The organism is Chromobacterium sp. S0633 (assembly GCF_024158805.1).
In the GTDB taxonomy this organism is placed as follows: domain Bacteria; phylum Pseudomonadota; class Gammaproteobacteria; order Burkholderiales; family Chromobacteriaceae; genus Chromobacterium.
This window is the reverse complement of sequence record NZ_JAMZGH010000038.1, coordinates 1-26,140: the sequence shown is the minus strand read 5'-3', so window position 1 is coordinate 26,140 and position 26,140 is coordinate 1. Positions and strand designations below refer to the sequence as shown.

The window sequence follows — 26,140 nt, the reverse complement described above, 5'->3', positions numbered from 1 at the left end:
CGTAAGTACAAAGGAAACTCCCATGCAAGAACAAGGCATTCTGGTTCCCATCGTCACGCCGTTCGACCGCGACGGCCGCCTGGACCTGGCGGCGCTGCGGCAGCTGATCGAGCGTTTCATCGAGCAAGGCGTCGCCGGCGTCGTCGCCTGCGGCACCACCGGCGAATACTACGCGCTGGACGAGGGCGAGCGCCGCCAAGTGCTGGAGTGCGTGGCCCAGGCGGGCAAGGGCCGGCTGCGGCTGATCGCCGGCGCCAACGACCTGTCCACCCGCGGCGCGATCGCGCGCGCGCGCCAGGCGGCGGAGCTGGGCTACGAGGCGCTGATGCTGGCGCCGCCGGCCTACAGCCTGCCGGACCAGGCCGGCATCGTCGCCCATTTCAAGGCGGTGGCCGCCGCCAGCGCGCTGCCCATCATCCTCTACAACTTCCCGGCGCGCGCCGGGGTCGGCATCGACATCGACAGCGTGGCGGAGCTGAGCCGCGAGCCCAATATCGTCGGCATCAAGGAAAGCAGCGGCGATTTCAGCCGCGCGCTGGCGCTGATCCAGGCGAACTTGCCGGATTTCGAGGTGATCTGCGGCTGCGACGACCAGGCGGCGGATTTTCTGTTCTGGGGCGTGCGCAGCTGGATCAGCGGCGCGGCCAACGTCTTTCCCGGCGAACAGGTGGCGATGCTGAACGCCGCCAAGGTTGAGGACTGGGCGCGGGTGCGCGCGCTGATGGCGGCGATGTATCCGGCGATCCAGGCGATGGAATCCGGCGGCTACAACCAGAAGGCCAAGCTGGGCGTGCGCCGCCACGGCGTCGAGGCCGGCGATGTGCGCCTGCCGCTGCTGCCTTTGCCGGGCGCGGAAGCCAAGGCCTTCCTCGACGCGCTGGCCGCGTTCGATCGTTAACAGGAGACTGAGATGCCATTAAGCAAGGAAACGGTATTCGAGCAGGCCCGCGCCGGGCAATTGTGGGCCGGCCTGCTGATCCCGGGCCATGAGGGCAAGGGCGCGCGGCTGGACAATCGGACGCCGATGGACAACAGCCTGATCGGCCATGTCGCCGCCGGCGACGCCGCCGACGTCGACGCCGCGGTGGCGGCGGCGCGCGCCGGCTTCGAGTCCGGCGAATGGTCGCGCCGGCCGCCGGCCGAGCGCAAGCAGGCGATGCAGCGCTGGGTGGCGCTATTGCAAGAACACGTCGAGGAGTTGGCGGCGCTGGATTGCATCGACGCCGGCAAACCCATCACCGAGTGCCTGAACACCGATCTGCCGGCCACGCTGGACACCTTCGGCTGGTACGCGGAGGCGATAGACAAGTGCTACGGCAAGGTGGCGCCCACCGGGCCGGAGGCGCTGGGCTTCATCGTCAAGGAGCCGATAGGCGTGGTGGGCGCGGTGCTGCCGTGGAACTTCCCGGCGCAGATGTACGCGTGGAAAGTGGCGCCGGCGCTGGCCGCCGGCAACTCGGTGGTGGTGAAGCCGGCCAAGCAGACCTCGCTCAGCGCCTATCGCATCACCCAGCTGGCGCATCAGGCCGGCATTCCCGCCGCGGCGCTGACCCTGGTTACCGGCTCCGGCCAGTCGGTGGGCGAGGCGCTGGGCCGGCATCCGGACGTGGACATGGTGTCCTTCACCGGCTCCACCGAAGTGGGGCGTTTGTTCCTGCAGTATTCCGCCGAGAGCAATCTGAAGGAAGTGGTGCTGGAGCTGGGCGGCAAGAGTCCGCAGCTGGTGTTCGAGGACGCCGAGCTGGACGAGATCGTCGACGACGTGTTGGCCGCGGCCTTCTGGAATATGAGCGAGAACTGCAGCTGCGGCTCGCGCTTGATCGTCGCCGCCAGCGTCAAGGACGCCTTGCTGGAGAAGCTCAAGCGGCGGCTGGCCGGCTGGAAGCTGGGCCTGCCCACCGATCCGACGGTGCAGGTGGGGCCGCTGGTGGAGCAAGCCCATTTCGAGCGGGTGAAAGCCTATCTGGACGCGGCCAAGGCTGAGGGCGCGCGGCTGGTGCACGGCGGCCGCATCCACGCCGAGCTGGGCAGCGGCTGGTATATCGAGCCCACCATTTTCGACCAGGTCGACGCCAAGATGCGCGTCTTCCAGGAAGAAATCTTCGGTCCGATCCTGGCGGTGAGCACCTTCGACAGCGAGGAAGAAGCGGTGCGCCTGGCCAACGACAGCGTCTACGGCCTGGCCGCCTCGCTGTACACCCGCGACGTCAGGCGCGCGCAGCGCGTGGCCGCCGCCTTGCGCGCCGGCACGGTGTCGGTCAACGGCTTCTCCGAGGGCGACATCACCACGCCCTTCGGCGGCTTCAAACAATCCGGCTTCGGCGGGCGCGACAAAGGCCTTGAGGCGCTGGAGCAATACCAGCAGACCAAGACCATCTGGTACGTGAACTAGCTTGAGGCCCGGCGCCGCCGGCGCGGCGCCGGGCGTTTTGCGCAGCACCCATCCAAAACAAAGGAGAGACGAGATGAAAACCATTTTCCCCCTGCGGGCGGCGCTCGCCGGCGCCGCGCTGCTGATCGGCGCCTGGCCGGCGGCCGCCGAGACCCTGGTCAAGATAGGCTTCGCCTCGCCCTTGTCCGGCCCGCAAGCCCATTACGGCAAGGACAATGAAAACGCCGCGCGGCTGGCGGTGGACGAATTGAACGCGCGCAAGCCGCAGATAGGCGGCCAGCCGGTGCGCTTCCAGTTGCTGGCGGAGGACGACCAGGCCGATCCGCGCATCGGCACCCAGGTGGCGCAACGCTTCGTCGACTCCGGCGTCAAGGCGGTGCTCGGCCATTTCAATTCCGGAGTGTCGATTCCGGCTGCGCGTCTTTACGCCGCCGCCGGCATTCCGCAGCTATCGGTGTCCACCAACCCGGCCTATACCCGGCAGGGCTACCGCACCGCCTTCCGGCTGGTGGGCAGCGACAGCCAGGTGGGCGCCGCGTTGGGCCGCTTCGCGGTGCAGACGCTGAAGGCGAGCAGCATCGTGGTGATAGACGACCGCACCGCCTACGGCCAGGGCATCGCCGACGAGTTCGCCAAGGCGGTGCAGGCCAGCGGCGGCAAGATCGCCCGCCGCGAGTACACCAACGACAAGGCCAGCGATTTTTCCGCCATCCTGACCGCGGTCAAGCCGCTGCGGCCGCAGGTGATCTTCTACGGCGGCGCCGACGCCCAGGCCGCGCCCATGGCCAAGCAGATGAAGCGGCTGGGGCTGGACGCGCGTCTGCTGGGCGGCGACATGCTGCAAACGCCCACCTTCCTCAGCCTGGCCGGCGACAGCGCCGGCGGCCACTTCGCTGGCATTCCCGGCGGCCAGTTGAACGACAGGCCGGCGGGCAAGGCTTTCCGCCAGCGCTATCAGGCGCGTTTCAAGCAGGATGTGGTGAGGCTGGGGCCGCAGTTCTACGACGGCATGATGATGGTGGCGGCCGCCATGCAGCAGGCGGGTTCGGTGGAGCCGGCGCGATTCATGCCGGTATTGGCCAAGCTCAGCTACGCCGGAGTCAGCACCGATTTTTCCTTTGACGCCAAGGGCGATCTCAACAAGGCGGCGGTGACGATTTCCGAAGTCAAGAACGGCCAGTGGACGACACGGGCGGTGATGCAGTGAGGCAGTGAAAGGAGGGTGGGATGAGGCGGTATGCCCAAGGACAATTGGATGAATGGCTGACATTCGCGCGGGAGCTGGTGGCGGACAGCCGCGGCTTGCTGGCTTCCCGTACCGACTGGAGTTCGCAGTTCAAGCCGGACCGCACTCTGGTGACTCAACTGGATCTGGAGATTGAGCAAAAGCTGCGCGAGCGCATCCTGCGGCGTTATCCGGACCACGGCGTGCTGGGCGAGGAGTTCGGCGCCAGGGAGCGGGACGCGGAATGGCTGTGGGTGTTGGACCCCATCGACGGCACCGCCTCCTTCATGGCCGGCATGCCGGTCTACGGCAGCCTGATCGCGCTCTTGCATCAGGGCGTGCCGGTGCTGGGCGTGATCGATCAGCCGGCCACCGACGACTGCTGGATAGGCCGCCGCGGCCTGCCCACCTTGTTGTTCAAGCGCGACGGCGGCCGCGAATGCCGGACCCGAGCTTGCGCCAGCCTGGAGCGGGCCTTCGTCTCGGTCAGCAGCCCGGATTTTTTCCTGCCGGAAGAAAGGCCGGTATGGCAGGGCTTTTGCGAGCGCACGGGCTGGCGGGTCTACGGCGGCGCTTGCCGCAGCTACGGCCTGCTGGCTTCCGGGCGCACCGACCTGGCGCTGGACGCCGGCCTCAAGCTCTACGACTACGCGGCGATGCGGCCGGTGATCGAGGGCGCCGGCGGCGTGATCAGCGATTGGGAGGGCCGGGCGATCACGCTGGACAGCGGCAGCCGGGTAGTGGCGGCCGGCGATCCGGCCCGCCACCGCGAGGCGCTGGAGCTGATTCAGCGGCTGGCTTGAGGCAAGGCGCGCAAAGACGCGCCGGTCACAACGGCGCCGCCGTCGCGGCGGCGCGGACAGAGGAGAACGCACATGTCGCTGAGAACATGGCTGAGCTGGCTGCGCGCGCAGCCGGAGGCGCCGGTGGACAAGAACCAGGAGGAAATCAACGCCAGCTACCGTCACTGGCGCCTCCACATCATGTTGGGCTTGTACGCCGGCTACGCCGTCTACTATTTCACCCGCCGCAGTTTCAATTCCATCCTGCCGGCGATGCTGGACGACCTGGGCTGGGAGCGGGCCGCCGGCGGCGCCATCCTGTCGATGTTCTACATCGTCTACGGCGTGTCGCGCTTCGTGTCCGGCATGATGAGCGACTTCGCCAATCCGCGTTACTTCATGGGCCTGGGCCTGATCGCCACCGGCGTCATCAACATTCTGTTCGGCTTCAGCAGCAGCTTGCTGGCCTTCACCGCGCTATGGACGCTGAACGCCTTCTTCCAGGGCTGGGGCTGGCCGCCGTGCGCCAAGTTGATGACGGCCTGGTACTCGCGCAACGAGCGCGGTTTCTGGTGGGCGATCTGCAATACCTCGCACAATGTCGGCGGCGCGCTGATTCCCTTGCTGGCGGGCGCCTTGGCGATGGCCTACGGCTGGCGCTATGGCATGATCGTGCCGGGGGTGATCGGCATCGCCGTCGGCCTGTTGCTGTGCGTCCGCCTGCGCGATCGGCCGGCGTCCATGGGCCTGCCGACGGTGGGGGCCTGGCGGCGGGACGAACTGGAGCTGGAGCAGGAGAGGAATAGCGCCAAGCTGCCGATGTGGCAGGTATTGCGGCGTTATGTGTTCGGCAACCGCTTCATCTGGCTGCTGGCCGCGTCTTATCTATTCGTCTACGTGGTGCGCATCGGCATCAACGATTGGGGCAACAAATTTCTGCAGGAGCAGCACGGTTACGCGTTGCTGAAGGCCAACTCGGCGATTTTCTGGCTGGAGGTGGGCGGCTTCATCGGCACCATCGTCGCCGGCTGGGGCTCGGACCGTTTTTTCCGCGGCAACCGGGTGCCGATGAACATCATCTTCACCCTGGGCATCCTGCTGTCGGTGCTGCTGCTGTGGGCCTTGCGGGTGGACCACTATCCGCTGATCGCCGGCTGCTTCTTTTTCATCGGCTTTTTTATTTTCGGGCCGCAAATGCTGATCGGCATGGCGGCGGCCGAGGCCGCGCACAAGGAGTCGGCGGGCGCGGCCACCGGTTTCGTCGGCGTGTTCGGCTATCTGGGGGCGGCGCTGTCGGGCTACCCGCTGGCCAAGGTGACCGACGCCTGGGGCTGGGACGGGTTTTTCCTGGCCTTGTCCGTGACCACCATGCTGTCCGCCGTCTTGCTGCTGCCCCTGCTGGGGCAGCGCAAGCGGGTCAAGCTGGCGGATGAGCGGATCTGAGGCTCAGCGGACGTTGGCCGGGCTGAGCAGCTCGGCCAGCAGGGGGACGCCGGAGCGGTGTTGCAGCGGATCGAAGAAGCTGAAGTTCAAGCGCATCGCGTTGCCGGTGTCCTGTCCCGGGGTGTGGAACATCTGGGACGGCGCGAAGTGCAGCCCCTGTTGCATCGCCATCGGCAGCAGGCGGCGGCAGTCGACGCCGGGCGGCAGCTCCACCCACAGGAAGTAGCCGCCCTGCGGCCGGGCCATCCGGCAGTCGGCCGGGAAGTGGGCGGAGATCTGCTGTTGCAGCGCGGCCAGATTGTTTTGCAGACGCTGGCGCAACAGGCTGAGCATGTCCTCGTGATGGCCGCCGGCCAGCAAGCGCGCCAGCGCCATCTGGCTGGGCAGCGGGGTGGCCAGCGAGCTGCACAGCTTGAGGCCCAGAATGCTGTCGCGGAAGCGTCCGGCGGCGATCCAGCCCACGCGATAGCCGGGGGCCAGCGATTTGCTGAAGGAGGAACAGTGCAGCACGCTGCCGCGCTGGTCGAAAGCCTTGAGCGGCAAGGGCGCGCCTTCGCCGAAGTACAGCTCGCGATAGGTGTCGTCCTCGATGATGGGCACGCGGTGGCGTTCCGCCAGCGCCAGCAGCGCGGCTTTTTGCGAATCGCTCATCACCTGGCCGGTGGGGTGCTGGAAATTGGGCATGGCGATGATGCCGGCCGGCTGGTGCTGGATCAGCAGCGCCTCCAGCCGTTCCAGGTCCAGCGGCTGCCCCGGCGGACAGTTGAAGCCGACGGCGCGCAGTTCCAGGTGTTCCAGTTGTTCGAAGATGGGCGGGAAGGCCGGGGTGATCACCAGCATGCAGTCGCTGCCGCTGAGGCGGGCCACCGAGCGGATCGCCAGGTTCAGCGCCTCCATGCCGCCGCAGGTGATCAGCATTTCCTCGCCGTCCAGCTCCACGCCCTGGGCGAGATAGCGCAGCGCCAGTTCTCGGCGCAGCCCCTCGTAGCCCTCGCTGTCGGTGCTGGACAAGGCGTAGCGGTAATCGCTGAGCGCGCGGGTCAGCGCGCGGGTCAGCGGCGTGGTGTTGATCAACACCGGGTTCATGAACGGGCAGCCCCAGGGCATGGGCAGCGCCATGGTCAGGTGCTCGGCGCGGAACTCGCCCGGGTGGTCCGGCAGCGGCGGCGACTGGCGCAGCGACAGCGAGGACAGGCCCAGCACCCGGAAACCGGAGCGGGGCAGGGACTCGATCAGGCCTTGTTTCTCCAGCTCGGCGTAAGCGCGTTGGGCGGTGGTGATGCTGACCTTGTGGTCCAGGCATAGCTTGCGCAGCGAAGGCATGCGATCGCCGGGGCGCAGATGGCCTTGCTCGATGGCATGGCGAAAGCGCTGGCTCAGTTGACTGGTCTTGCTCATTGTATTCCTGGCGGTTGAGCCGCGGCGGCGTTGCGCCGCGGCATGACTCCTGATGGACTGCCTAGGGCCGCCGACGTTTGCTTGGCGCTGAAAAACATCGGCGGGTCCTAGATTCATTCGCCGATGAAGCTGGATTTTTCCCTGATCATACTACCGTCATGGCTCAGCGAGCTGACCACGAAGTAGATGTCGTGCGCGCCGCGGGTGGCGTGCTCGGGCTCGGCCTGCACTCGCACGGTGACGGTCTCGGTGCGGGTGGGCGCGACTTCGACCACCTGGCCCGGCTTGTCCAGCCTCAGGCTGGGCAGGCCTTCCACCTGGATCTTGAAGCGCTGCGCCTGTTCGCTGGTGTTGATCAGCTTCAGGTTATAGCTGTTTTCCAGCAGGCCGTCGTCGGTGGCGCGCACCAGGACCGCGCGGTCGCGCAGCACGTCCACCTTGAACGGTTTTTTCAGGATCAGCGCGGTGGTGGACAGGGCGATGATGCCGGCCAGCAGGCTGGAGTAGACGATGACCCGCGGGCGATGGCTGCTGCTGGGGCGTTCCGGCTTGCCGGCGGCTTCCAGCGCGGCGGCGCTGGTGTAGCTGATCAGCCCGCGCGGCGCATGGATCTTGTCCATCACCTGATCGCAGGCGTCGATACAGGCGGCGCAGCCTATGCACTCGTATTGCAGGCCGTTGCGGATGTCGATGCCGGTGGGGCAGACCTGGACGCAGATGCCGCAATCGATGCAGCTGCCGCGCGCCTTGTCGGCCGCCTGCTTGCTCTTGCCGCGCGGTTCGCCGCGGCGGTTGTCGTAGGAGATGATCAGGGTGTCGTTGTCGAACATCGCGCCCTGGAAGCGCGCGTACGGGCACATGTGCAGACAAACCTTCTCGCGCAGCACGCCGGCCAGCAGCCAGGTGAAACCGCCGTAGAACAGGATCCAGAAGCTTTCCCACGGGCCGTAGGCCAGGCTGGGCGCGGCGGCGGCCAGCTCGCGCACCGGGGTGAAGTAGCCGACCAGGGTGAAGCCGGTGATCAGCGAGAACAAGCCCATCAGCCCGTGCGACAGCGTCTTGCGCGTGAACTTGTTCACGCTCATCGGCGCCGCGTCCAGTTTGCGGCGGGCGTTGTGATCGCCCAGGGTCAGCCGTTCTATCCACAACATGATCTGGGTGTAGACTGTCTGCGGACAGCTGTAACCGCACCAGAGCCGGCCGGCCAGCGCGGTCCACAGGAACAGGCCCAGCGCGCAGATCACCAGCAAGGCGGCGAAGAAGATGAAGTCCTGCGGCCAGAAGGTGAGGCCGAAGATCAGGAAGCGATGTTGTTCCAGATCCAGATGCACAGCCTGCCTGCCGTTCCACTGCAACCAGGGCAGGCCGAAGAACGCAAGTTGGGTAGCGAGAACCATGAACACCCGAACGTTGTTGAAGCGGCCGGTGGTCAGGCGCGGATAGATTTTGATGGGGACGGCTTGCTGGCTAGACATGGCAAAATGACCATTGGATGAAAACCCCTTATTAGTACTGCTTGGGATCGGTACAAACAATGAACAGTTGTCTTTGAAAATGTGTATACAGCGCCGTCTGTCTATATACAGATTCGGGCTTGGGCTTGAGCGTGGACATGGAAAACCCCAAGTAAAAACAAGGGGTTTTCCATGCGGCGAACGGGCAGAGCCCGGGTCTTGCCCCGCTTTGTCTGGTATTGAACGCCAGGCGCTGTGCTGATCGCCTCAGCACAATAATCCTGCCGAGTTTGTGGGTTTTTTGGGATTTTATCGTGCAAGCTGCGGAAAAAGCCGGTAAATCCCATCCACGATGATTTCCACCGACACCGCCGCCAGCAGCATGCCCATCACCCGGTTGACGATGTTGATGCCGGTCTGCCCCAGCAGGCGGGACAAGGGCGAGGCCAGCACCAGCGCGCCGTAGCAGGTGATGGCCACCAGCAAACTGCTTACCAAAAGGTAAACCACCTGTACCCACGACGAGGCCGTCGTCGCATAGATGATCACGGTGGAGATGGTGCCCGGCCCGGTCATCAGCGGGATGGCCAGCGGCACCACGGCGATATTGGTCTTGGTTTCCGCTTCCTCGCGCTCCACCTTGGTGGTCTTGGTCGGTCCCGGTTTGGCGTTCATCAGCGCGATGGCGATCAGCATCACCAACAGGCCGCCGCCCACCTGGAAAGAGCCGACGCTGATGCCGAGAAAGCGCAGCAGGGTCTCGCCGACGACGGCGAACAGGCAGAGCACGATGGCCACGGCGATGGCCGTGGTCTTGGCGATCTTCTTGCGCTCCAGCTGGTTGGAGGTGGGCGTCAGGCTGATGAAGATGGGGATGGCGCCCAGCGGATTGACCAGCACCAGCAGCGCGATGAATATTTTTGCGATTTCGACTTCCATGGTTCGGATCATACCTTTCGCTGGAGGCCGCCGCATTCAGGCGGGAGACGAGAAGCGTCGACGCCGCGCCACGGCGGCGCGCCGCAAAGCAAAAAAACCGGCCGCGCCAGGCGCAACCGGTTTCAGCATAGCCGGAATTCGGCTTAGTCAGTGTTCAGCAGCAGTTCCAGCGTGTGGCGATAGATGGCGGACAAGGGCTCGACATCGGCCGCCTCCACGCACTCGTTCAGCTTGTGGATGGTGGCGTTGACCGGGCCGAACTCCACCAGCTCGCGCGCGATGCGCTTGATGAAGCGGCCGTCGGAGGTGCCGCCGGTGGTGGAGAGCTCGGCCCGGCGGCCGGTGGCGTCGGCGATGGCGAGGCCAAGCGCCTCGGTGAGCTTGCCCGGCTGCGTCAGGAAAGGCTGGCCGGACAATTGCCAGTGCAACTCATAGCCCAGGCCGTGGCGGTCCAGAATGGCGCAGACGCGTTCCTTCAGCGATTCCGCGCTGCTCTCCGGCGAGAAGCGGAAGTTGAAGCGGATATCGCAATGGCCGGGGATGATGTTGCTGGCGCCGGTGCCCGCATGGATGTTGGACACCTGCCAGCTGGTGGGCGGGAAAAAGGCGTTGCCCTCGTCCCAGCGCGTCTCCGCCAGTTCGGCCAGCGCCGGCGCCATCAGGTGAACCGGGTTCTTGGCCAGGTGCGGATAGGCGATGTGGCCCTGGATGCCGTGCACGATCAAATGGCCGGACAGCGAGCCGCGGCGGCCGTTCTTGATGGTGTCGCCCAGCGCCTGGTCCGAGGTGGGCTCGCCGACGATGCAATAATCTATGGTTTCGCCGCGCGCCTCCAGCGCGTCCACCACCTTGACGCTGCCGTCCACCGCCACGCCTTCCTCGTCCGAGGTGATCAGGAGGGCGATGGAGCCGGGGTGTCCGGGATGGCGGGCGACGAAGTCTTCGCAGGCGGTGACGAAGGCGGCCAGCGAAGCTTTCATGTCGGCGGCGCCGCGGCCGTAGAGCAGGCCGTTGCGGATGGTGGGTTCGAAGGGCGGGCTGTCCCATTGCTCCAGCGGACCGGTGGGCACCACGTCGGTGTGGCCGGCGAAGCAGACCAGCGGAGCTGCGTCGCCGCGGCGGGCCCAGAAGTTGTCGACCTCGCCGAAACGCATGCGCTCCACGCGAAAGCCTATGGCTTCCAAGCGGGCGATCATCAATTCCTGGCAGCCCTGGTCGCGCGGGGTGACCGAATCCAGCCGGATCAGCTGCCGCGCCAATTCTAAGGTCGCGCTCATTTCAGCAGGCGCTCCGCCCAGTCGGCTTCGACGAAGCCGACGCTGATCTTGCCGCCGGCGTCCAGCACCGGGCGCTTGATCACCGAGGGATTGGCCTGCATCAAGGCCAGCGCGGCCGGCAGTTGCTCGGCGCCGGCCTTGACCTCGTCCGGCAGCGCGCGCCAGGTGGTGCCCTGGCGGTTGATCAGCTTGGCGAGGCCGACCGCGGCGGCCCAGCGCTCCAGGCTGGCGGCGTCCGCGCCTTGTTTCTTGAAATCATGGAAGTGGTAGTCGAGGCCGTTGTCGCTCAGCCATTGGCGCGCTTTTTTGACGGTGCTGCAATTGGGTATGCCGTAAAGAGTAATCATGGGTGGGTTTACAGGTCCAGTTTGATGCTGTCGAAGCTTGGCGGCTCGCCGCCGGCTTGCTTATCGTCGCCGCTCGCCGCTTTTTCCTTGCTCTGATTGATCAACCAGTACAAGTTGGTGGGCGAGTCGGCGTTTCTCAGGGCCTCGTCCAGGCTGATGCGCCCCGTGCTGTAGAGCCGGTACAACGCCTGTTCGAAGGTTTGCGAGCCATCGCTCATGCTGCTTTCGATGGCCTCCTTGATTTTGTCTATCTCTCCGTTTCGGATCAACTCCGAAATGCGCGCGGTGTTGATCAGGATTTCGATCGCCGGCACCCGGGCGCCGTCCACCGTGGGGATCAGCCGTTGCGAAACCACCGCCTTCAGCGCGGAGGACAGGTCCATCAGCAAGGCGGCGCGGCTTTCCGCCGGGAAGAAATTGATGACCCGGCTCAGCATGTGATAGCTGTTGTTGCCGTGCAGCGTGGAGATGCACAGATGGCCGGACTGGGCGTAGGTCACCGCCTGGGTCAGGGTTTCCGGGTCGCGGATCTCGCCTATCATCAGCACGTCCGGCGCCTCGCGCATCGCGTTCTTCAGCGCGCGGGCGTAGGAGAGGGTGTCGAAGCCCACTTCGCGCTGGTTGACGATGGACTTGTCGTGGCGGAACAGGAATTCGATCGGGTCCTCCACGGTGAGGATGTGGCCGCTCATGCTCTGATTGCGGGTTTGCAGCATGGCCGCCACGGTGGAGCTTTTGCCGGAACCGGTGGAGCCGACCACCAGGATCAGGCCGCGCTTGAGCTTGATCAGTTCGCTGAGCACCGGCGGCAGCTGCAAATGCTCCAGCGACGGAATATTGGGCAGGATGTAGCGCACCACCATGCCCACCGAGCCACGTTGCCAGAAGATATTGATGCGGAAACTGCCGAGGCCGGGCACCGGGTGGCCCAGGTTCATTTCGCGTTCCTGTTCGAAGACGCCGATTTCCTCTTCGCTCATCAGGCTGTAGGCCAGCTGTTTGACCATGTCTGCGGTCAGCGGTTTTTCGTTCATCGGCAGCAGCTCGCCGTTCTGCTTGATCATCGGCGGGGAGAAGCTGGTGAAGAACAGATCGCTGGCGCGGCGTTCGGCCATCAATTTGAAAAACGGCAGCATCAACATAATCGTGCACCCGAAGCGGCAAGGTTTATCAATGGAACGGTTCTTTTAAAGTGTAGCCGGCCCGCGCCCAAAAAAAACGCCGCCCGATAGCGCGGGCGGCGGCGATTTCATGGCGTCCGCATGGATCAGGCGGGTTTGGCGCCGCTGTTCTCATCGCGCAGCGCGCGGCGCAGAATCTTGCCGACATTGGTCTTGGGCAGCTCGTCGCGGAATTCCACCAGCTTGGGCACCTTGTAGCCGGTCAGATTGTCGCGGCAGTGCTGGATGATGTCTTTTTCCGTCAGCGCGCGGTCTTTGCGCACCACGAAGACCTTGACCACCTCGCCGGACTTGTCGTCCGGCACGCCGATGCAGGCCACTTCCAGCACGCCGGCGTGGCCGGCTACCACGTCTTCGATCTCGTTGGGGTAAACGTTGAAGCCGGACACCAGGATCATGTCCTTCTTGCGGTCCACCAGTTTGACGAAGCCGTCCGGCGTCAGCATGGCCATGTCGCCGGTGGCGAGGAAGCCGTCCGGGCTCAGCACCTTGGCGGTTTCGTCCGGGCGGTTCCAATAGCCTTTCATCACCTGAGGGCCGCGGATGCACAGCTCGCCCTGCTCGCCGGGGGCCACTTCCTCGCCCTCGGGGCCGCGCAGCTGCATCTCGGTGGAGGGCACCGGCACGCCGATGGTGCCGTTGTAGGCGGCGAGATCCAGCGGATTCATGCACACGGCCGGGCTGGCCTCGGTCAGGCCGTAGGCTTCCACCAGGGTGACGCCGGTCACTTGCTTCCACTTGTCCGCCACCGCTTTTTGCACCGCCATGCCGCCGCCCAGCGCCAGGCGCCAGGTGGAGAAGTCGAGCTTGGCGAATTCCGGATTGTTCAGCAGCGCGTTGAACAGGGTGTTGACCCCGGTCATGCAGGTGATCGGGTACTTGCCCATTTCCTTGATGAAGCCGGGGATGTCGCGCGGATTGGTGATCAGGATGTTGAGCGCCCCCACTTCGGTGAACACCATCAGATTCGCGGTCAAGGAGAAGATGTGATAGAGCGGCAGCGCGGTGACGATGATTTCCTGCCCCGGGCGGATCACCGGCTTCACCCACTCGCCGGCTTGCAGCATATTGGCGACGATATTGCGGTGAACCAGCATCGCGCCCTTGGAGACGCCGGTGGTGCCGCCGGTGTATTGCAGGAAGGCGATGTCGTCGTGGCCCAGCTCCACCGGCCGGTAGGGCGCGCGCGCGCCGCGGGACAGGACGTCGCTGAAGCGGACATGGCCGGGCAGGCACCACGGCGGCACCATCTTCTTGACCTTGCGCACCACGAAGTTGACCAGCATGCCCTTGGCGAAGCCCAGCATCTCGCCGATGGAGGCCACGATCACGTGCTTGACCTGGGTGCGCGGCAGCACCTGCTCCAGCACGCTGGCGAAGTTCTCCAGGATCACGATGGTTTCCGCGCCGGAGTCCTTCAGCTGATGCTCCAGCTCACGCGGGGTGTACAGCGGATTGACGTTGACCACGGTGCCGCCGGCGCGCAAGGTGCCGAACACCGCGACCGGATATTGCAGCAGATTGGGCATCATCACCGCCACGCGGTCGCCCTTCTGGAGCTTCAGCTCATGCTGCAGATAGGAGGCGAACTGGCCGGAGAGCTGGTCCATCTCGCGGTAGCTGAGTTCTTTGCCCATGCAGGCCAGGGCGGGGCGGTCATGGAATTTCTTGACGCTGCGGTCGAAGACTTCGACCACGGATTGAAACTGGTTGATGTCGATTTCGTGAGCTACGCCCGGCTGGTAGTTTTTGAGCCACACCTTTTCCATAAATCCCGGTTTCTCCATCGTGCTGGTTAACGAGAGTCGCGCCAGCGTATCGCGCGCCGGCGGGCGTCGTACCTATTTGGTGACTATATATTTGTTATGTCGCGGCGGCTTGGCCGCTCATGACGTCAAACTGCTGTTTGAGTGCCCGGTAATGTACCGTAACTGGAACCGCTCGCAAAGAAGTCCGGCGCAAACAGCCGTCCGGTCCCGTTGGAGGCGGGCGGTTCGCCGGTTTTCTTTTTCAATGGAATAGGTTACAATCGCGTCGGTTAGGGATGGGCGTTTCGCCCATTTTTTATTTGTGGAAAAAGCAATGGATGTTCGTTTGCTGCTGGAAAACACCCTGCCGGGTCTGGGCTACGAGTTGGTCGATTTCGAAATGACCCCAGGGGGCGGTTTTCGCGTTTTTATCGACAAGCCGGGTGGCATCACCGTGGAAGATTGCGTCCAGGTGAGCAATCACTTCACCCGCCTTTTCATGGTCGAGAACATCGACTACGAGCGACTCGAAGTGTCTTCGCCGGGCTTGGACCGTCCGCTGAAGAAAGAGGCTGATTTCGTCCGCTTCGCCGGTAAGCTTGCCAAGATCAAGACGCGCATGCCGATCGAGCAGCAGAAGAAATTTACCGGTCGTCTTGCCGGGGTCGAGGAAGACTCTGTGAAGCTGGATGTGGATGGCCGCATCGTGGCGATTCCGTTTGCCAATATCGACAAGGCCAGGCTGGAGCCTGAGTTTTGATGTCTGGACGGCCATAAGCCACGCAAAAGGACAAAAATCGGAGAGGAATGAATGAGTCGCGAGATTTTGTTGCTGGTGGATGCCCTGGCGAGCGAAAAGAATGTCAGCAAGGATGTGGTGTTCTCCGCCCTTGAGATGGCGCTTGCCTCGGCAACCAAGAAAAAGTTTACCGATGACGAGATGGACGTGCGCGTCGAAATCGACCGCCACAGCGGTCAATATCAGACCTTCCGCCGCTGGTTGGTGGTGGAAGACGAACTGCTGGAATCGGAAAGCAAGGAAATCGGCGTAATCGACGCGCGCGAGCGCGATCCGCGCATTGAAGTGGGCGCGTTCATCGAGGAGCCGATGGAGGCGGTGGAGTTTGGCCGCATCGGCGCGCAAACCGCCAAGCAAGTGATCCTGCAACGCATTCGCGACGCTGAGCGCGAGCAGCTGCTGAACGAGTTCCTGCAGCGCCGCGAGCACCTGGTGACCGGCACCATCAAACGCATCGAGCGCGGCAACGCCATCGTGGAATGCGGCAAGCTGGAAGCGGTGCTGCCGCGCGATCAGATGATCCCCAAGGAAAACCTGCGCGTGGGCGACCGCGTCAAGGCTTTCCTGTTGCGCATCGATCGTCTGGGTCGCGGCCCGCAGCTGGTGCTGTCGCGCACCTCTCCGGATTTCCTGACCAAGCTGTTCGAGCTGGAAGTGCCGGAAATCGACGAAGGCCTGCTGGAGATCAAGGCCGCCGTGCGCGACGCCGGCATGCGCGCCAAGATCGCCGTCAAGGCCAACGACGCGCGCATCGATCCGCAGGGCACCTGCATCGGCATGCGCGGTTCCCGCGTTCAGTCGGTCAGCCAGGAGCTGGGCGGCGAGCGCATCGACATTGTGCTGTGGGCGCCGGAACCGGCTCAGTTCGTGATCAACGCGCTGTCGCCGGCTGAAGTCAGCCGCATCATGGTGGACGAAGACAACCACAGCATGGACGTGGTGGTGGAGGAGGAGCAACTGGCGCTGGCCATCGGCCGCAGCGGCCAGAACGTCAAGCTGGCCGCCGAGTTGACCGGCTGGTACCTCAACATCATGACCGTTGCCGAGGCTGAAGAAAAGCATCAGGCGGAAGACGCCGCCGTGCGTGATCTGTTCGTGAGCGCCCTGGGCGTGAGCGAAGACGTCGCCGCCGTACTGGTGCAAGAAGGCTTTGCCGCTTTGGAAGAAGTGGCGTATGTGCCGATTGCGGAGATGCTGGAGATTGAAGGGTTTGATGAGGAGCTGGTCAACGATCTGCGCATCCGCGCGCGTGACGCTCTTTTGACACAGGCTATTGCGTCCGAAGAAAAGGTGGAAAGCGTTTCCGATGGCCTGCGCGATATCGAGGGCCTGGACGCCGAGCTGGTTCGCAAGCTGGCCGAAGGCGGCGTGATCACCCGCGACGATCTGGCCGATTTGGCCGTGGACGATCTGGTGGACATGACCGGCATGGAGGCCGAGACCGCCCGCGCCGTCATCATGAAGGCGCGCGAGCACTGGTTCGACCAGTAAGGCCTGTCCGGAAAGAATTTACAGAATTTGGGAAGACGCATGGTTTTGACAAACGTAAAACAATTTGCCAGTGAGCTTAACCTCACACCGGAACGCCTGCTGGAACAGCTGGGCGCGGCCGGCGTGAGCAAACGCTCGCCGGATGACGCGCTATCCGCGCAAGACAAGTCCCAGCTTCTTGACTATCTGAAGCGCTCCCACGGCGCGCGCGACGAAGAGTCGCGCATCGCCCTGACGCGCAAGTCCACCAGCGAGATCAAGACCGCCGACGGCAGCACCGTCAAGGTGGAGACCCGCAAGAAGCGCTTCGTGGTGCGTCCGGAAGAGGCGTCCGCGGCTCAGCCTGCCGCGGCCGAGTCCAGCCCGGCCGAGCCGGTGAAGGCGCCGGAACCGGCGCCGGCTCCGGCGGTGGAAGCCAAGCCCGAACCGAAACCGGAAATCAAGCCCGAGCCCAAGCCGGAACCGGCTCCGCAAGCCGCGGAAGCCAAGCCCGAGCCCAAGCCGGCTGAAGCGCCGCGCCAGGAAGCCGCCAAACCGGCCGCTCCCAAGCCGGCCGCTCCGGCGCAGCGTCCGACCGTGGCCTCCATCCTGAGCCCGGAAGAAATCGCCGCTCGCGAAGCCGAGGAAAAGCGCCAGGCCGCTTTCCGCGCCCGTCAGGAAGCGCTGATGCGCGAAAAGATCGAGCGCGAAGAGCGCCGCCAGGCCGCGCGCCAGGCCGCCTTGCAACCGCCGCCGGCTCCCGAGCCGGTGCGCGCCGCTGAGCCGCCGGCTCGCCGCGAAGAACCGCGCCGCGACGACCGTCGTCCGGCCGGCGCCGGCGACAACCGCGGCCCGCGCCCGGCTGGCGACAACCGCGGCCCGCGTCCGGCTGGCGATAACCGCGGTCCGCGCCCGGCTGCTGCCGGCGCGCCCGGCGCCCCGGCGGTTCCGGCCACCGTGGCCGGCCGTCCCGACGCCAAGAAAGGCGGCGGCGGCAAGAAGGGCGGCGATCGCTGGGACGAAGGCAAGAAGGGCGGCCGCGGTCTGAGGACCAAGGGCGGCGATGCCGGCAACGACTGGAAATCCCGCGGCGGCAAGAACCGTCACAAGCAGAACAATCAGCACGCCTTCCAGGCGCCGACCGAACCCATCGTGCATGAAGTGCTGGTGCCGGAAACCATTTCCGTCGCCGATCTGGCGCACAAGATGGCCGTCAAGGCCGTCGAGGTGATCAAGGCGCTGATGAAGATGGGCATGATGGTGACCATCAACCAGGTGCTGGACCAGGAAACCGCGATGATCGTGGTGGAAGAAATGGGTCACGTGCCGAAGGCGGCTCAGGCCGACGATCCGGAAGCCTACCTGGAACTGGGCGGCGCCGAGTCCGCGGTGGAAGTCGTGGAACTGCCGCGCTCCCCGGTGGTGACCGTGATGGGTCACGTCGACCACGGCAAGACCTCGCTGCTGGACTACATCCGCCGCGCCAAGGTCGCCGCGGGCGAAGCCGGCGGCATTACTCAGCACATCGGCGCTTACCACGTGGAAACCCCGCGCGGCATGATCACCTTCCTGGACACCCCGGGTCACGAAGCGTTTACCGCGATGCGTGCCCGCGGCGCCAAGGCCACCGACATCGTGGTGCTGGTGGTGGCGGCCGACGACGGCGTGATGCCGCAAACCATCGAAGCCATCCACCACGCCAAAGCGGCCAAGGTGCCGATGGTGGTGGCGGTGAACAAGATCGACAAGCAGGGCGCCAACGTCGAGCGCATCCGTCAGGAACTGGTATCGCATGAAGTGGTGCCGGAAGACTGGGGCGGCGACACTCAGTTCGTCGAAGTGTCGGCCAAAATGGGCCAGAACATCGACGCGCTGCTGGAAGCCATCCTGCTGCAAGCCGAAGTGCTGGAGCTGAAGGCTCCGGTGGAAGCGCCGGCCAAGGGCATCATCGTCGAGGCTCGCCTCGACAAGGGCCGCGGCCCGGTGGCCACCTTGCTGGTTCAATCCGGCACCCTGAAGAAGGGCGACGTGGTACTGGCCGGCACCGCCTTCGGCCGCGTCCGCGCGATGATGGACGAAAACGGCAAGGCCATCGAATCCGCCGGTCCGGCGATTCCGGTGGAGATCCTGGGTCTGTCCGACGTGCCGCAAGCCGGCGAAGACGCGATGGTGCTGACCGACGAGAAGAAGGCGCGTGAAATCGCCCTGTTCCGCGCCGGCAAGTTCCGCGACGTGCGTCTGGCCAAGCAGCAGGCGGCCAAGCTGGAGAATATGTTCGCGCAGATGGCGGAGGGCGAGGTGCAAACCCTGTCCATCATCATCAAGGCCGACATGCAAGGTTCCTACGAAGCGCTGGCCGGCAGCTTGCAAAAGCTGTCCACCGACGAAGTGCGCGTGGGCATCCTGCACTCCGGCGTGGGCGGCATCTCGGAATCCGACGTCAACCTGGCGATCGCCTCCAAGGCCATCGTGATCGGCTTCAACACCCGTGCCGACGCCGCCGCCCGCAAGCTGGCGGAGAGCGAAGGCGTGGACATCCGCTACTACAACATCATCTATGATGCGGTGGACGAAGTGAAAGCGGCGCTGTCCGGCATGCTGGCTCCGGAGAAGAAAGAACAGATCCTGGGCACGGTGGAAATCCGTCAGGTGATCCCGGTGTCCAAGGTGGGCAATATCGCGGGTTGCATGGTGACCGACGGCATGATCAAGCGCACCGCTTCGATCCGTCTGATCCGCAATCACGTGGTGGTGCACACCGGCGAACTGGACTCCCTGAAGCGCTTCAAGGACGACGTGAAGGAAGTGAAGCAGGGCTACGAATGCGGCCTGATGCTGAAAAACTTCAACGACATCCAAGAAGGCGACCAGCTGGAAGCGTTCGAAATCGTGGAAGTGGCGCGCTCTCTGTAAGCGAGACGCCAAGGGCGGGCGCCGGTCTGACCGTGAGGTCGGCGGGCGCTCGCCTTTTTTCTTGTTTGAATTAGCCACGGAAGTACACGGAATGAATGGCGCTGAATGAGGGGGCCTGATTCGGTGGACAAGGGGGCGCGCCGCCGATGCGCGCTTTCCGTGCCGTTCCGTGTGCTTCCGTGGCTAATTAATCAATTTATTGGAAATGCTATGGCCAAAGCCAAAAAAGGTTTCTCCCGTTCCGACCGCATCGCCGAGCAGATTCAGCGCGAACTGGCGGAACTGACCCGCAAGGGCCTGAAAGATCCGCGCGCCGGTTGGATCACCATCACCCTGGTGCAAGTGACCCGCGACTATTCGCACGCCAAGGTGTTCTACACCGTGATGGACGAGAAGACGCGCGAAGCCACCCAGGAGGCGCTGGAAAGCTCGGCCGGCTATCTGCGCTCCGAGCTGGGCCGCAGCATCAAGATCTTCACCACGCCGCAGCTGCACTTCGTCTACGACGAATCGGTGGAGCGCGGCATGCATATGACCAGCCTGATCAATCAGGTGGCGCGCGAGGACGCCGAGAAGTTCGGCGGCCAGGAAGCCGCGGCCGGCGAGGACGGCGCCGAGGGCAAGGAATGAGCAAGCCGCGCAGCAATCGCCGCCTGATAGACGGCGTGCTGCTGATCGACAAGCCTTACGACATCTCCAGCAACGGCGCGCTGCAAAAGGCGCGCTGGCTGCTGAACGCCGCCAAGGCCGGCCATACCGGCGTGCTGGACCCGCTGGCCACCGGCCTGCTGCCGGTCTGCCTGGGCGAGGCCACCAAGTTTTCCTCCTATCTGCTGGACGCGGACAAGGGCTACCGCGCCACGGTGAAGTTCGGCGTGGTGACCACCACCGGCGACGTGGAGGGCGAGGTGGTGTCCGAACGTCCGGCGGCTTTCGACCGCGACGGCCTGCTGGCGGCGATGGCGGCCTTCCGCGGCGAAATTTCCCAGGTGCCGCCGATGTATTCGGCGCTCAAGCACCAGGGCAAGCCCTTGTACGAGTATGCGCGCGCCGGCATCGAAATCGAACGCGAGGCGCGGCGGGTGCATATCCGCAAGCTGGAGTTGATCAGCCTGGACGGCGACACCGCGGTGATCGAGGTGCTGTGCAGCAAGGGCACCTATATCCGCACTCTGGCCTGCGACATCGGCGAAGCCCTGGGCTGCGGCGCGCATCTGACCGGCCTGCGCCGCACCGCCACCGGCGGTTTTTCGCTGGACGAGGCCTTGCAACTGGCGGATATCGAAGCGCTGGAAATGCCGCAGCGCGAGGCCTTGCTGTTGCCGGCGGACATCCTGGTGCGCCATCTGCCCGAGGCGGAACTGGCGGCCGAGGAGGCCGGTAAATTCATGCACGGACAGCCCGTGCGTTTTACCGAAAAATGTGCGAAAATGCAGCGTTTCCGGATTTACCGCGAGGGAAGCCGGGAATTCTTGGGGCTGGGCGAGGCGCGCGACGATGGTCGCCTGCATCCGATCCGGCTCCTGGCGAGCAAGACGGCGACGTCTTGAACGCCGACGGCCGCAAGGCCGCTTTACCGGAGTGTTGATGGGTTGCGAGGGTTTCGGCCTTGGCTGCTCGCTGCACTTGTCGGGTTGAAAGACCCCTACTGATAATTTGGAGTTACCCCAAATGGCAATGACCGCCGCTCAAAAAGCAGACATCGTTAAAGACTTCCAGCGCAGCGAAGGCGACACCGGTTCGTCCGAAGTGCAAGTGGCTCTGTTGACCGCTCGCATCAACGACCTGACCCCGCACTTCAAAGCCAACACCAAGGACCACCACAGCCGTCGTGGCCTGTTGAAGCTGGTAAGCCGTCGCCGTCGTCTGCTGGATTACCTGAAGCGCACCGATGCCGATAGCTATCGCGCATTGATCGCTCGCCTGGGCCTGCGCAAGTAAGGTTGGGTTTTGGAAAAGTCGCAGCGTGCTGCGACTTTTTCATGCCGCATGCAAGATCGCGAGCATTATTGCTGTAACAACGGGGGGAGCCTCTAAAAATTCGGATCGGCGCTGTTGGTCGGAATTTTTAGGGGTTCCCGTTGTTTTTTCGGCTTGCGATTATTTGTCACACACAAAGAAATAGGGAAACCCTGTGTTCAATAAAATCACCAAGTCTTTCCAGTACGGCCGTCACACCGTCACCCTGGAAACCGGCGAAGTCGCCCGTCAGGCGTCTGGTTCCGTCATCGTCTCCGTTGAAGACACCGTCGTGCTGGTCTCCGTGGTGGGCGGCAAGAACGTCAAGCCGGGCCAGGACTTCTTCCCGCTGACCGTGGATTACCTGGAGCGCACCTACGCCGCCGGCAAGATCCCGGGCGGCTTCTTCAAGCGCGAAGGCAAGCAGTCCGAGAAGGAAGTGCTGACCAGCCGCCTGATCGACCGTCCGATCCGCCCGCTGTTCCCGGAAGGCTTCTTCCACGACGTGCAGATCGTCGCCACTGTGATGTCGCTGAATCCTGAAGTGGATTCCGACGTTCCGGCGATGATCGGCGCTTCCGCCGCTCTGGCCATTTCCGGCCTGCCGTTCGCCGGCCCGATCGGCGCCGCCCGCGTGGGCTACGCCAATGGCGAATACATCCTGAACCCGACTCGCACCGAGCTGGCCGCGTCCGAAATGGATCTGGTGGTCGCCGGTACCGAGCGCGCGGTGCTGATGGTGGAATCCGAAGCCAAGGAACTGCCGGAAGCCGTGATGCTGGGCGCCGTGGTGTTCGGTCACGAGCAGATGCAAGCCGCGATCAAGGCCATCAACGAACTGGCCGACGAAGTGAACCCGGTGATGTTCGACTGGGCCGCTCCGGTGGCCGATGAAGCGCTGATCGCCCAAGTGCGCGCCATCGCCGGCGAGCAACTGGCCAACGCCTTCCGCCTGCGTCAGAAGCAAGCCCGCACCGTGGCCATCAACGAAGCCTGGAGCGCGGTCAAAGCCGGTCTGATCGACGAAAACACCGACACCCTGAAGGCCAATGAGATCAAGGGCATCTTCAAGGGCCTGGAAGCTGAAATCGTTCGCGGCCAGATCCTGGCCGGCGATGCGCGCATCGACGGTCGCGACACCCGCACCGTGCGCCCGATCAGCATCCGCAACAACGTGCTGCCGCGCACCCACGGTTCCGCGCTGTTCACCCGCGGCGAAACCCAAGCCATGGTGGTGACCACGCTGGGCACCAAGCAGGACGAGCAGATCATCGACGCGCTGGCCGGCGAATACACCGAGCGCTTCATGCTGCATTACAACTTCCCGCCGTACTCCACCGGCGAAGCCGGCCGCATGGGCCCGCCGAAGCGCCGTGAAATCGGCCACGGCCGCCTGGCCAAGCGCGCGCTGGTTGCCGTGCTGCCGCCGGAATCGGAATTCGGCTACTCGATGCGCGTGGTGTCGGAAATCACCGAATCCAACGGCTCCTCGTCGATGGCTTCCGTGTGCGGCGGCTGCCTGTCGCTGCTGTCCGCCGGCGTGCCGCTGAAGGCGCACGTGGCCGGCATCGCCATGGGTCTGATCCTGGAAGGCAACCGCTTCGCGGTGCTGACCGACATCCTGGGCGATGAAGATCACCTGGGCGACATGGACTTCAAAGTGGCCGGTACCGCCGCAGGCGTGACCGCGCTGCAGATGGACATCAAGATCCAGGGCATCACCAAGGAAATCATGCAGGTGGCGCTGGATCAGGCCAAAGAAGGCCGCATGCACATCCTGGGTCTGATGAAGGAAGCCGTGGACGGCCCGCAAGAGCTGTCCGCTCACGCTCCGCGTCTGTACGTGATGAAGATCAACCCGGACAAGATCCGCGAAGTGATCGGCAAGGGCGGCGAAACCATCCGCTCCATCACCAAGGACACCGGCTGCGAGATCAATATCGAGGAAGACGGCACCATCACCATCGCTTCGGTCAGCAACGAAGGCGCGGAAGCCGCCAAGAAGCGCATCGAAGAGATCACCGTTGAAGTGGAAGTGGGCAAGGTGTACGAAGGCACCGTGGTCAAGATCCTCGACAACAACGTCGGCGCCATCGTGTCCATCCTGCCGGGCAAAGATGGTCTGGTCCACATTTCCCAGATCGCCAACGAGCGCATCAAGAACGTGGCAGACTATCTGAAAGAAGGCCAGGTCGTGAAGGTCAAGGCCATCGAAATGGACGACCGCGGCCGCATCCGCCTGTCCATCAAGGCCCTGCTGGAAGAAGAAGCCAAGACCGCGCAGGCGACTGCCGATTCCTTCGGTCTGAAAACCCAGTAAGCCAGCCTGAGCGCCGCTCCGATGCGGAGCGGCCGCCGGCTAGCATCACCCCCTGCCATGGCAGGGGGTTTTTTACGACTGCGAGATGAGCGCGATGGATGAGACGCGTATTGAGTTCGGCGGCGGCAAGGTGCTGTTGCTGATCGTCGCCGGCCTGGCTTTTGTCGCCGTCGGCTATGCGATGTGGACTGCGCCGGACACGGATATCAGCCTGGTCCGGCGTTATGGCGCCGGAGGCGCGGCGATGGTCTTCTTCGGCGCTTGCTGCCTGCTAGGCCTGCGTCAATGCCTGCAGCGCAAGCCGGCCCTGGTGTTCAACGCGCAGGGGCTGTCGGACCATTCCAGCCAGATCGCCGTCGGCTTGATCGCATGGACGGATATCGTGGGCTGGGAAGTCTCGGCGGGGCGCGGTCAGCAGTTTTTGATCATCAAGGTGAGAGCGCCGGGCAAGTACCTGAGCCGGCTGGGACCGGTGGCGCGGCTATTCAGCCATTTCAATTTCATATGCTATGGCAGTCCGATCGCCATTTCCTCCACCGCCTTGCAGGCGAGTTTCGATGATTTGCTCGCGTTGCTTGGGCGCTATCATCAACGCTATGGCTCGGCGCCCGCCGGGTGGGCTTAGTCATTGCCGCGCACGCCGAGCGCTTTGCGCCTCGGCGTGTTTTGGCTTGGTTCTCAGGGGCTGTTGACGATCTCGCGAGCTAAGGCGAGAGGCTGAAGAAGCGGAGTGTGCAAGTGGTGCATGAGCATTCTGAAGCCGTACACACCGTGTAAGGCTTGACGACGCGCAGCAGATCGTAAGCCGGCTCTCAGGGCTGGGCCGGCTTGATGGCCATCCCGCGCGCCAATAGCCGGGCGCTGTCGCGGCACCAGTCGTCGATCAGGCTTTCCAGGCTTTCCAGCTTGACCGCCTCGCCGCGCTGGCGGCTCTTGTCGCTTTTGCGCAGATTGACGCTGCCGGCCAGCAGCTTGCCGTTATTGGCGTCTTCCAGTTGTCCCATGCTGGCCACCTTGGTCAGATAGGGTTCCTTGCCGGCGGCCAGCCGGCCCAGATTGAACACCGCCTTGATCGGCAGGATGTCCAGCGGCTCCACGCCCGGCCGTTCCTGAGCCATGCCGGTGACGGCCACGCGCAGGCGGGCGCTGTCCGGCAGCGCCTCGCGGCTGACCGGAATGCCGACCTTGTGCAACTCCTCGGTCATCCGCCGCTGAAAATAGGCGGCGATCCGGTTTTCCTCGCCGCTCTGCAGCAATTGCCAATCGCCGTCAGCCTGGTGGCGCATGAAGTACAGCGGTTCCACCACGATGGATTTGTAAGCGCTCAGCTGCGCGTCCGGCGCCCGGTACAGCTTTTGCGAGGCGTCGCGGTCCGCGGCCTTGAAGGCGGTCAGCGGCAGGCTGAACACGGTCTGCGGGGCCGCGGCGTCTTGGGCCAGAGCGGGCAGGGCGGCCAGCAACAGCAGGCCGAAGGTGAGGGTCTTGCGCATGAGGCGTTCCTGTTTCATGGGGTATGAGGCTTGCGGCGATGCTTGCGGCAACCGCGGCTAGACCGGCGGCGCGGCGCGGGCGTTCCCCGGCTTCACACATCTTTGCATTCCGCCATCATCATGCTAGCAGCCGGCCAGGGCGATGCGCGATTTTGATCTTGAGCATTGAATACCACATTAATACCAGTTAGCCTGTGCCCACGGTGGCATGCGGATGACGATTGGGAGTCGCGGCGATAGCGTTTCGCCGCGCGGCGCGCCACGCAAATCGCAGAGGTGAGCATGAGGACGAAACAACTATTGGCGGCGGGCCTGTTGTCGGCCAGCGCGCTGGCTTGGGCGCAGCCGGATGTCGCGGCGATGGCGCGGGACCTGTCGCTGGCGGTGGCGGTGGACAGCAATAAGGGCGCGGCCGCCGGCGCGCGCTGCGTGGAACTGGGCGCGGACTGGGGCAGTTGTCTGAAAGGGCGGCTGATCCTGCAAAACCATGGCTCGGTCGCGGTGCCGGCCAAGGATTGGACCTTGTATCTGCACAGCATCCGGCGGCTGTTGAAGCTGGACAGCCCTGACTTCGAACTGAGTCATCTGACCGGCGATCTGTACCGGCTGACGCCCAAGCCCGGCTTCGCCGGCATCGCCGCCGGCGCCAAGCTGGAACTGCCCTTGGTGGCCGAGTACTGGATGTTGCACAACAGCGACGTGTTGCCGCGGCCCTATCTGGTAACCGACGGCCAGGCGCCGGCGGTGCTGGCGCGCAATGACGACGACGACGCCAGCTATCTGCTGCCGCTGCCGGGCGATGAATGGAAGTCGCCGGCGGGCGAAGCGCGGCCCCTGATGGACGCCGCCGAGCGTTATCGCGAATTCGCGCGCCGCGGCCCGCAACTGGCCGCCGCCGATGTGGCCGCGCGGGTGATTCCCGCCGCGCTGCGCGTCAAGCCGGACGGCGGCAAGACGGCGGCCGCGGGGCTGAGCTGGCGGCTGTCGGCGCTGGCTCCGGACG

General features: G+C 64.5%; 22 protein-coding genes. 14 read left to right on the top strand and 8 right to left on the bottom strand.

The window, feature by feature from the left end; all coding sequences use genetic code 11:
• Positions 1 to 22 precede the first annotated feature (22 nt).
• From dapA to uhpC, 5 genes are all read left to right on the top strand, one after another.
• On the top strand, positions 23 to 898 hold the full coding sequence (gene dapA, locus NK214_RS19270) for a 4-hydroxy-tetrahydrodipicolinate synthase (RefSeq protein ID WP_107799025.1): 876 nt from the start codon (positions 23 to 25) through the stop codon (positions 896 to 898).
• Positions 899 to 910: 12 nt separating this feature from the next.
• Complete coding sequence (locus NK214_RS19265) at positions 911 to 2,392, top strand: aldehyde dehydrogenase (protein WP_107799026.1); 1,482 nt, start codon at positions 911 to 913, stop codon at positions 2,390 to 2,392.
• A 73-nt stretch (positions 2,393 to 2,465) separates the two neighbouring features.
• The gene (locus NK214_RS19260) at positions 2,466 to 3,599 is read left to right on the top strand and encodes a branched-chain amino acid ABC transporter substrate-binding protein (protein ID WP_107799027.1); all 1,134 of its coding nucleotides are present in this window, start codon (positions 2,466 to 2,468) and stop codon (positions 3,597 to 3,599) included.
• Between the two features lie 20 nt (positions 3,600 to 3,619).
• On the top strand, positions 3,620 to 4,420 hold the full coding sequence (locus NK214_RS19255) for an inositol monophosphatase family protein (protein WP_107799028.1): 801 nt from the start codon (positions 3,620 to 3,622) through the stop codon (positions 4,418 to 4,420).
• A 72-nt stretch (positions 4,421 to 4,492) separates the two neighbouring features.
• A complete protein-coding gene (gene uhpC, locus NK214_RS19250; protein ID WP_253315246.1) occupies positions 4,493 to 5,842 on the top strand; it encodes an MFS transporter family glucose-6-phosphate receptor UhpC in 1,350 nt (449 codons plus the stop codon).
• Positions 5,843 to 5,845: 3 nt separating this feature from the next.
• Here uhpC and NK214_RS19245 read toward each other — a convergent pair whose 3' ends face one another.
• The 7 genes from NK214_RS19245 to NK214_RS19215 all read right to left on the bottom strand — a co-directional run bounded on the left by NK214_RS19245 (position 5,846) and on the right by NK214_RS19215 (position 14,207).
• On the bottom strand, positions 5,846 to 7,240 hold the full coding sequence (locus tag NK214_RS19245) for a PLP-dependent aminotransferase family protein (RefSeq protein WP_158274263.1): 1,395 nt from the start codon (positions 7,238 to 7,240) through the stop codon (positions 5,846 to 5,848).
• Between the two features lie 113 nt (positions 7,241 to 7,353).
• Positions 7,354 to 8,715 carry a cytochrome c oxidase accessory protein CcoG gene (gene ccoG, locus NK214_RS19240; RefSeq protein WP_107799031.1) on the bottom strand — a complete coding sequence of 454 codons (1,362 nt, stop codon included), beginning with the start codon at positions 8,713 to 8,715 and terminating at the stop codon, positions 7,354 to 7,356.
• Positions 8,716 to 9,003: 288 nt separating this feature from the next.
• A complete protein-coding gene (locus NK214_RS19235) occupies positions 9,004 to 9,633 on the bottom strand; it encodes a MarC family protein (protein WP_019103674.1) in 630 nt (209 codons plus the stop codon).
• A 143-nt stretch (positions 9,634 to 9,776) separates the two neighbouring features.
• Positions 9,777 to 10,910, bottom strand: coding sequence for a succinyl-diaminopimelate desuccinylase (gene dapE, locus NK214_RS19230; RefSeq protein WP_107799032.1), 1,134 nt, complete (start codon positions 10,908 to 10,910; stop codon positions 9,777 to 9,779).
• Positions 10,907 to 11,257, bottom strand: a complete 351-nt coding sequence (locus NK214_RS19225; RefSeq protein ID WP_107799033.1) for an arsenate reductase — start codon at positions 11,255 to 11,257, stop codon at positions 10,907 to 10,909. Before NK214_RS19225 ends, dapE begins: the two co-directional genes overlap by 4 nt.
• A gap of 8 nt (positions 11,258 to 11,265) precedes the next feature.
• Positions 11,266 to 12,393 (bottom strand): PilT/PilU family type 4a pilus ATPase, encoded by a 1,128-nt coding sequence (locus NK214_RS19220; protein WP_233246666.1) that lies wholly within the window; start codon positions 12,391 to 12,393, stop codon positions 11,266 to 11,268.
• 131 nt (positions 12,394 to 12,524) lie between these two features.
• A complete protein-coding gene (locus tag NK214_RS19215) occupies positions 12,525 to 14,207 on the bottom strand; it encodes a long-chain-fatty-acid--CoA ligase (protein WP_253315245.1) in 1,683 nt (560 codons plus the stop codon).
• A gap of 313 nt (positions 14,208 to 14,520) precedes the next feature.
• On the opposite strand from NK214_RS19215, the gene rimP reads away from it, so the two are divergent.
• From rimP to NK214_RS19175, 8 genes are all read left to right on the top strand, one after another.
• On the top strand, positions 14,521 to 14,946 hold the full coding sequence (rimP, locus tag NK214_RS19210) for a ribosome maturation factor RimP (RefSeq protein ID WP_048409119.1): 426 nt from the start codon (positions 14,521 to 14,523) through the stop codon (positions 14,944 to 14,946).
• Between the two features lie 51 nt (positions 14,947 to 14,997).
• Positions 14,998 to 16,476 carry a transcription termination factor NusA gene (nusA, locus tag NK214_RS19205; protein ID WP_107799036.1) on the top strand — a complete coding sequence of 493 codons (1,479 nt, stop codon included), beginning with the start codon at positions 14,998 to 15,000 and terminating at the stop codon, positions 16,474 to 16,476.
• A 39-nt stretch (positions 16,477 to 16,515) separates the two neighbouring features.
• Positions 16,516 to 19,368, top strand: a complete 2,853-nt coding sequence (infB, locus tag NK214_RS19200) for a translation initiation factor IF-2 (protein ID WP_253315244.1) — start codon at positions 16,516 to 16,518, stop codon at positions 19,366 to 19,368.
• Between the two features lie 210 nt (positions 19,369 to 19,578).
• Complete coding sequence (gene rbfA / locus NK214_RS19195; protein WP_107800119.1) at positions 19,579 to 19,998, top strand: 30S ribosome-binding factor RbfA; 420 nt, start codon at positions 19,579 to 19,581, stop codon at positions 19,996 to 19,998.
• Positions 19,995 to 20,918, top strand: a complete 924-nt coding sequence (gene truB, locus NK214_RS19190) for a tRNA pseudouridine(55) synthase TruB (protein ID WP_235089520.1) — start codon at positions 19,995 to 19,997, stop codon at positions 20,916 to 20,918. The genes rbfA and truB overlap by 4 nt, the downstream gene beginning before the upstream one ends.
• A gap of 121 nt (positions 20,919 to 21,039) precedes the next feature.
• On the top strand, positions 21,040 to 21,309 hold the full coding sequence (rpsO, locus tag NK214_RS19185; protein WP_019104449.1) for a 30S ribosomal protein S15: 270 nt from the start codon (positions 21,040 to 21,042) through the stop codon (positions 21,307 to 21,309).
• Between the two features lie 193 nt (positions 21,310 to 21,502).
• Positions 21,503 to 23,647, top strand: a complete 2,145-nt coding sequence (gene pnp / locus NK214_RS19180) for a polyribonucleotide nucleotidyltransferase (RefSeq protein WP_107800117.1) — start codon at positions 21,503 to 21,505, stop codon at positions 23,645 to 23,647.
• Between the two features lie 85 nt (positions 23,648 to 23,732).
• The gene (locus NK214_RS19175; protein WP_227107494.1) at positions 23,733 to 24,272 is read left to right on the top strand and encodes an STM3941 family protein; all 540 of its coding nucleotides are present in this window, start codon (positions 23,733 to 23,735) and stop codon (positions 24,270 to 24,272) included.
• A gap of 187 nt (positions 24,273 to 24,459) precedes the next feature.
• Here the strand turns inward: NK214_RS19175 and NK214_RS19170 are convergent, their stop codons facing one another.
• Positions 24,460 to 25,137 (bottom strand): DUF3313 domain-containing protein, encoded by a 678-nt coding sequence (locus tag NK214_RS19170; RefSeq protein ID WP_227107495.1) that lies wholly within the window; start codon positions 25,135 to 25,137, stop codon positions 24,460 to 24,462.
• A 282-nt stretch (positions 25,138 to 25,419) separates the two neighbouring features.
• Between NK214_RS19170 and NK214_RS19165 the strand changes: the two genes are divergently transcribed.
• Positions 25,420 to 26,140: carbohydate-binding domain-containing protein (locus NK214_RS19165; protein WP_253315243.1), on the top strand; the 721-nt coding region annotated here is incomplete at its 3' end.